6 protein-coding genes are annotated in these 4161 nt (G+C 72.9%); 4 read left to right on the top strand and 2 right to left on the bottom strand.

Going from position 1 to position 4161, the window contains the following annotated elements:
* A partial coding sequence (locus A9O63_RS03235) for a Y-family DNA polymerase (protein WP_141703027.1) occupies positions 1-492 on the bottom strand: 492 nt, incomplete at its 3' end.
* 529 nt (positions 493-1021) lie between these two features.
* Complete coding sequence (locus A9O63_RS03230; RefSeq protein ID WP_069330640.1) at positions 1022-1294, bottom strand: I78 family peptidase inhibitor; 273 nt, start codon at positions 1292-1294, stop codon at positions 1022-1024.
* Positions 1295-1493: 199 nt separating this feature from the next.
* Here A9O63_RS03230 and A9O63_RS03225 point away from each other — a divergent pair, with 199 nt between their 5' ends.
* The 4 genes from A9O63_RS03225 to A9O63_RS03210 form a co-directional block, all read left to right on the top strand.
* Entirely contained in the window at positions 1494-2240 is a 747-nt protein-coding gene (locus A9O63_RS03225; RefSeq protein WP_069330639.1) for an NYN domain-containing protein, read from the top strand.
* A gap of 140 nt (positions 2241-2380) precedes the next feature.
* The gene (locus A9O63_RS03220; RefSeq protein WP_002722116.1) at positions 2381-2626 is read left to right on the top strand and encodes a DUF4170 domain-containing protein; all 246 of its coding nucleotides are present in this window, start codon (positions 2381-2383) and stop codon (positions 2624-2626) included.
* Between the two features lie 11 nt (positions 2627-2637).
* The gene (locus A9O63_RS03215) at positions 2638-3825 is read left to right on the top strand and encodes a 3-deoxy-D-manno-octulosonic acid transferase (protein ID WP_069330638.1); all 1188 of its coding nucleotides are present in this window, start codon (positions 2638-2640) and stop codon (positions 3823-3825) included.
* Positions 3825-4161: tetraacyldisaccharide 4'-kinase (locus tag A9O63_RS03210; RefSeq protein WP_205631816.1), on the top strand; the 337-nt coding region annotated here is incomplete at its 3' end. The genes A9O63_RS03215 and A9O63_RS03210, both read left to right, overlap by 1 nt.

Genomic DNA, 4161 nt, shown 5'->3' with positions numbered 1-4161 from the left:
GTTGCCCTGCATCGCCCGCCCGGCATGGCGCGCCAGCGCCCAGGCCGCGCCCGGCGTGTCGGCCACCGCGGCCCGCACCGTGAGCCCCAGCCCCGCGCAATCCGCCTCCACCACGCCCAGCACCTCCTCCTCGCCGCCGAAGAGATGGGCGCAGCCGGTCAGGTTGATCATCAGGCCCGCCGGAGGCTCTTCCGCCACCCAGGGAGAGAATTTCCCCGCCCATCGCCGCAGGGCGGCCAGGAAGGCGGCCTCGCTGGCCGGATCCTCGGACGCGGTCATGAGATGGGGGCAGATCGCGGTGGCGTCCCGAAGGCCCTGACCGGGGCCGAGCCCCAGCGCCTCGGCCTCGGCCGAGACGGAGACCAGCACCTGCGCGCCCTGCCGGTCGCCCACCACGGCGAAAGGGGGCGGCAGGGTGTCGTTCCGCCGCCGCAAGAGCCGCTCGGCCCCCAGCCGGGGAAACCAGAGAGAGAGAATCCGTCGCCGCGCCATGTATCGTTCCTGTTTCGTTCATGATACCCCAGGCGCGGGAGAGGAGTCGAGTCACCGGAATGGGGGAAGCGGCCCGGCAGAGCCCGAGCGATCGGGAGAGATGGTCGTCCGACGCCTGCCCAAGGGCGGGGCCGCCCGCAGGGTCAGCAGCGACGGCAGCCCTGTCCGCGGCAGCGCCGGCGAGCGGGGGCTCGATGCCCCCCGAGCCGGCCCCTTCCGGCCGGGTCAGCCGCAGACCAACCCCCGGATCCGGCCCCTTCCGGCCGGGTCAGCCGCAGACCAACCCCCGGATCCGGCCCCTTCCGGCCGGGTCAGCCGCAGACCAACCCCCGGATCCGGCCCCTTCCGGCCGGGTCAGCCGCAGACCAACCCCCGGATCCGGCCCCTTCCGGCCGGGTCAGCCGCAGACCAACCCCCGGATCCGGCCCCTTCCGGCCGGGTCAGCCGGGGGCTCGATGCCCCCCGAGCCGGCCCCTTCCGGCCGGGTCAGCCGCAGACCAACCCCCGGATCCGGCCCCTTCCGGCCGGGTCAGCCGCAGACCAGCCGCACGATCCGGCCCGCCTCGTTCGTCTCGACCGTCAGCCGGGCCGGGCTGAAGTCCATCGTCACCATGTCCCCCGGGCGCACGACGCGCACCGGCTGGGTGAAACGGATCGTCTCAAGAACCTCGGCCGGCTGCCCCACGAGCCCGGTCAGCCGGACGGCGCCGCAGCTGTCGGTGGGCAGGATGATCTCGGGTTCCTTCCTGCCGCAGGCGGTCAGGCTGGCGGCGGCGGCGAGGAGAAGCAGGGTGCGGCGCATGTCGAAAGTCTCCGGTCGAACGGCGCGCAAGCTAGTCGCCCCGGCTGCGCGAGACAAGGCGGCCCGCGGCCGCTCCGATGACGCCTCCGTGAAGGACGCGCGGCTCCCTCGGCGCCTTCCCCTCCGCCGGCGCGCCCCGGGTGTTTCGGCCTTTCGCGCAGGCCGCATTTCGGGCAGGAAGGAGAAAACAGGAGCGATCATGTCCGACCCCCGCGCCCCCCGCCTCTGCGTGCTGATCGACGCCGACAACGTGCCCGCCAACTATGCGGAATCGATCTTCGAGGAGATCGCGGCGCTGGGCGAGGCCTCGGTGCGGCGGATCTACGGCGACTGGTCGGCCATGCGGCTCAATGCCTGGGCGAAGAAGGTGGCGGCCCTGGGGCTCGTCGCCGACCAGCAGTTCTCCAACACCAAGGGCAAGAACGCCTCCGACATCGGCCTCGTGATCTCGGCGATGGACTTCCTCCATTCCGGCCTCTTCGACGGATTCGTGCTGGTCTCGTCGGACAGCGACTTCACCCGCCTCGCCGCCCGGATCCGCGAGCAGGGGCTCGACGTCTACGGCATCGGCGAGAAGAAGACGCCCGAGGCCTTCCGCATGGCCTGCAAGCGGTTCATCTATGTCGAGAACCTCGGCTCGGACGATCCGCCCGCGCGCGAGCCGCGCCCGGCGGACGAGCCGCAGCAGCCCCCCGCGCAGCGCGGCCGCGAGAAGGAAGAGCCGATGAAGGCGATCCCGCTGATCGCCGCCGCCATGCGGGCCATCGATCCCGAGGGCGAATGGTACAGTCTGGGCCAGATCGGCCAGTTCATCACCCAGGCCAACCCGGATTTCGACACCCGGACCTACGGTTCGGCCAAGCTCTCCGACCTCATCAAGAAGATCAGCCGGTTCGAGGTGAAGCCGGGCCCCGGCGGGCAGCTTCTCGCCCGCGACATCGCCTGAGGCGCGAGGGGCGCCGCGGCACCGGGAAAGCGGCTCCGCGGCCGGCCTGCGGGCGGGGGCGGCCGGGCCGCTGCCGTCCTTGACCCCTGCCGCGCATCGTCTAGGGTGCGCGGCATTCCGCCACTCAAAGGAGCAACGCCATGGCCCAGCGTCTTCACCTCGTCTTCGGGGGCGAGCTCGCCAGCCCGACGAAGAATGTCTTCAAGGATGTGAAGGCCATCCATATCGTCGGCATGTTCCCGGACTATGCCTCGGCCTTCGCCGCCTGGAAAGCCGAGGCGCAGCGGACCGTCGACGATGCGCATGTGCGGTATTTCATCGCCCATCTCCATCGGTTGCGCGACGAGGAGCAGCCGGCTTCCGCCACCGAGGAACTCGGGAACTGACGCGACACACCATGGCGAACGCCTTCGGCCTCTCGCTCGGGACTGCCTTGCGGCGTGACCCCGCCGAGGGACCGGTGCGGCCTCAGAGACCGCTCGGGCGGCTGATCTGGCTGCATGCGCCGACGCGCGACTCGGCCCGGCCCATGGCCGAGCTCGGCCGGCGGATCATCCTCGACGAGGGCTTTCCGGTGCTGCTCACCACCCATGTCCCCGTCAGTTCGGGCGGCATCCTGATCGTGCAGCCGCCCCCGCCCGACACGCCGGCCGCCGTCGCGGCCTTTCTCGACCACTGGCGGCCCGATGCGGCCTTCATGGCCGAGGGCGAGCTTCGGCCGAGCCTCATCAACGCGGCCTTCGACCGGAACGTGCCGCTCGCGCTGGTCGATGGCGCGGCCCCGCGCATCCTGCCCGGCCGCGAGAGCTGGTGGCCGGGGCAGATGCGCAATCTCCTCGCCAAGTTCCGCCATATCTTCACCCTCGACGAGGCCGCCGCCCGCGCCTTCCGCAAGGCCGGAAGCTCCTCGCACGTCACGCAGGTGGCGGGCCGGCTCGAGGAGGGCAGCCTTGCGCTGCCCTGCACCGAGGCCGAGCGCGCCGCGCTCGCGCGGCTTCTGGCTCCGCGGCAGGTGTGGCTCGCCGCGGGCCTTCCCGCCGAGGAGGAGGCCGCCGCCATCGCCGCGCATCACGCGGCGCTCAAGCTCGCGCACCGGATGCTGCTCATCGTCGTGCCGCAGGAGCCCGACCGCGCCGCCGCTTTCGCCGCGCGCTGCGAGGCCGAGGGCTGGAAGGTCGCCCGCCGCGCGGCCGACGAGGAGCCGGACGCCGATACCGAGGTCTTCGTGGCCGACGGCATGGCGGAACTCGGCCTCTGGTATCGGCTGGCGCCGGTGACCTGGCTCGGCGGCAGCCTCAGCGTGGGCTGCGTGCTCGACCCGCTCGAGGCCGCCTCGCTCGGCTCGGCCCTGATCCACGGCCCCCATTTCGGTCCGCATGGCGCGACGCTGGCCCGGCTCTCGGCGGCGCGCGCCTCCCTTCCCGTGGCCTCGGCCCGCGGCCTCGCCGAGGCGCTGGCGGATCTGCTCGCCCCGGATCGGGTGGCGCGGCTGGCCCATGCCGGCTGGGCCGTGGCGTCGGAAGGGACCGAGGTCACCGACCGGATGGTGGCGCTCGCCGGCCGCCTCGTCGAGCGGGAGGCCTGATGCGTCCCCCCGCCTTCTGGTTCACCCCGCCGGACCGTCCGGCGCTTGCCGCCAGGCTTCTCGCCCCCCTCGGGCGCGCCTATGCCGCGGCCACCGCGCGAAGGCTCAGGGCACCCGGCCATCGCGCCGGCGTGCCGGTGATCTGCATCGGCAATCTGAATGCGGGCGGCACCGGCAAGACGCCCACGGCCATCGCGCTGATGCAAAGGCTCGCCGCGCGCGGGATCGAGGCCCATGTCGTCTCGCGCGGCTATGGCGGGCGGCTCGAGGGGCCGGTCGAGGTCGATGCCCGTCGCCACCGCGCGGCCGATGTGGGCGACGAGCCGCTTCTGCTCG

The organism is Cereibacter johrii, from assembly GCF_001720585.1.
GTDB lineage: Bacteria > Pseudomonadota > Alphaproteobacteria > Rhodobacterales > Rhodobacteraceae > Cereibacter_A > Cereibacter_A johrii.
This window is presented reverse-complemented; position numbering and strand designations above follow the sequence as displayed.